Origin of the sequence: Cytobacillus praedii (assembly GCF_001439605.1) — a bacterium.
Taxonomy (GTDB): Bacteria; Bacillota; Bacilli; order Bacillales; family Cytobacillaceae; genus Cytobacillus; species Cytobacillus praedii.
The window spans coordinates 289,358-291,144 of the sequence record NZ_LMBX01000001.1 but is presented as its reverse complement, the minus strand read 5'-3'; the positions used below and the strand labels follow the sequence as shown (position 1 = coordinate 291,144).

The following is a 1,787-nucleotide window of genomic DNA, read 5'->3' as shown; positions in this document are numbered from 1 at the left end:
GCGGGGGCTTCTTCCTTCTCTTCGCCTTGTTCTTTTGCCTTCATTTTGGCTAGTGCGGCAGCCTTTGCTTTCGCGGCAGCTGCTGCTTTTTGCTTCGCGATATCAAGGTCTTCAGCAGGCNNGCTTCTTCCTTCTCTTCGCCTTGTTCTTTTGCCTTCATTTTGGCTAGTGCGGCAGCCTTTGCTTTCGCGGCGGCAGCGGCTTTTTGCTTTGCGATATCAAGGTCTTCAGCGGGTGCTTCTTCCTTTACTTCACCTTGTTCTTTTGCCTTCATTTTGGCTAGTGCGGCGGCCTTTGCTTTTGCGGCAGCCTCTTTTTTGAGCTGTTCTAAATCTTTTTCACCGCTCATAGGTTAGATCACCTTCTTCCCAGTCTTAGCCTCGTAACGGATCTTTTCTTTCAATTTATTTATTCCATAAATTAGAGCTGCTGGATTTGGTGGACATCCAGGTATGTATACATCAACAGGTACAATTTGATCGACCCCTTTTACAACCGAGTAAGATTTCACATAGGGTCCACCAGCTGTTGCACAAGAGCCCATAGCAATTACCCACTTGGGTTCTGGCATTTGATCATATAACCTGCGAAGAATTGGTGCCATTTTCTTTGTAACTGTGCCTGATACGATCATTACATCTGATTGGCGGGGGGAGTTGCGATAGAATGTACCGAAGCGTTCTAAGTCATAGTGTGCATTACTTGCCTGCATCATTTCAATCGCACAACAAGCAAGCCCGAAAGTCATGGGCCATAACGAGTTGCTGCGAGACCATGCTTTAATTTGTTCAAGCGTTGACATAAATACCGTTCTTTGTATCTCTTGCATATCCTCTTCAGGGATGTTTTCGATTCTTAGATCCATTTCAACACCTTCTTCTTCCAAGCATAAATAAGTCCGATGATAAGCATAAATACAAAAATTAACATCTCAATTAATGCAAAGATTCCGAGTTTTTCGTATGCAACAGCCCAAGGATACAAAAACACTGTCTCCACATCAAAAATAACAAACATAAGGGCAAAAATATAATAGCGCACATTGAACTGAACCCTTGAATCACCAAATGGTTCAAGTCCGCTCTCATATGTGGTGTACTTGGAATCATACGGTTTATAAGGCCGTAATAGCTTCCCTAAAAACAGTGCCACCACAGGTAACAAAATCCCCAGACATAGGAATACAAACACGATCAAATAGTTATTTTGATATAAATTTAGCATTTCCATGTCTATCCCCTCCAATGTTGTAAAATTTTTAATTCTTCAATATTTGTAACCGTAACCATTATAGCACTCTTCCAAATATGTGTCGACAAGCCCCAGTATATTATTGGAAAATCCCTCACCTGCCAAACAAAGCTTTTGCAGCGTTTGAGAGCTCGCTCTCAAAAAGCGGAAAAAGCTTTGTTTGGCAAGCTTCAGCGACAGCTGAAGCCGGAGGTGCGGCAGCACATCCGGGTGAGGGATTTTCCATTTACCACACCCGGATGTCGACACATATCCCTCCCCCTGAGCATTTGCGCCATCTCCTGAATCATCTTCCTAGAAGTCACTACTAGATGGCGCAAATGCGAACTGACATCTCTATTACATTTACTAGTCATACCGTGAGCATCTTTTCATCTTGGGGCGACAGCCCCAAAGGANNNNCATTTGTTCCATCTCCTGAACCATCTTCCCCGAAATCACTACCAGTTGGCGCAAATGCGAACTGACATCTCTATTACATTTACTAGTCATATACCATCAGCATCTTTTCATCTTGGGGCGACAGCCCCAAAGGG

At 43.7% G+C, this 1,787-nt stretch carries 3 protein-coding genes and 2 pseudogenes; all 5 read right to left on the bottom strand.

Annotated elements, in window-relative coordinates; all coding sequences use genetic code 11:
- Positions 1 to 120, bottom strand: a pseudogene (locus ASU02_RS26795) (NADH-quinone oxidoreductase subunit C); the annotation flags it as partial.
- 2 nt (positions 121 to 122) lie between these two features.
- Positions 123 to 349 (bottom strand): annotated as a pseudogene (locus ASU02_RS26790) (NADH-quinone oxidoreductase subunit C); the annotation flags it as partial.
- Positions 350 to 352: 3 nt separating this feature from the next.
- The gene (locus ASU02_RS01390) at positions 353 to 865 is read right to left on the bottom strand and encodes a NuoB/complex I 20 kDa subunit family protein (RefSeq protein WP_053478556.1); all 513 of its coding nucleotides are present in this window, start codon (positions 863 to 865) and stop codon (positions 353 to 355) included.
- The gene (locus tag ASU02_RS01385) at positions 856 to 1,230 is read right to left on the bottom strand and encodes an NADH-quinone oxidoreductase subunit A (protein WP_057760195.1); all 375 of its coding nucleotides are present in this window, start codon (positions 1,228 to 1,230) and stop codon (positions 856 to 858) included. Before ASU02_RS01385 ends, ASU02_RS01390 begins: the two co-directional genes overlap by 10 nt.
- A 36-nt stretch (positions 1,231 to 1,266) precedes the next feature.
- On the bottom strand, positions 1,267 to 1,500 hold the full coding sequence (locus ASU02_RS26285; protein ID WP_131236418.1) for a hypothetical protein: 234 nt from the start codon (positions 1,498 to 1,500) through the stop codon (positions 1,267 to 1,269).
- Positions 1,501 to 1,787: the final 287 nt, after the last annotated feature.

Coding starts and splice junctions, on each gene's coding strand:
- ASU02_RS01390 (WP_053478556.1), bottom strand. CDS start 865: ATGGATCTAAGAATCGAAAACATCCCTGAAGAGGATATGCAAGAGATA.
- ASU02_RS01385 (WP_057760195.1), bottom strand. CDS start 1,230: ATGGAAATGCTAAATTTATATCAAAATAACTATTTGATCGTGTTTGTA.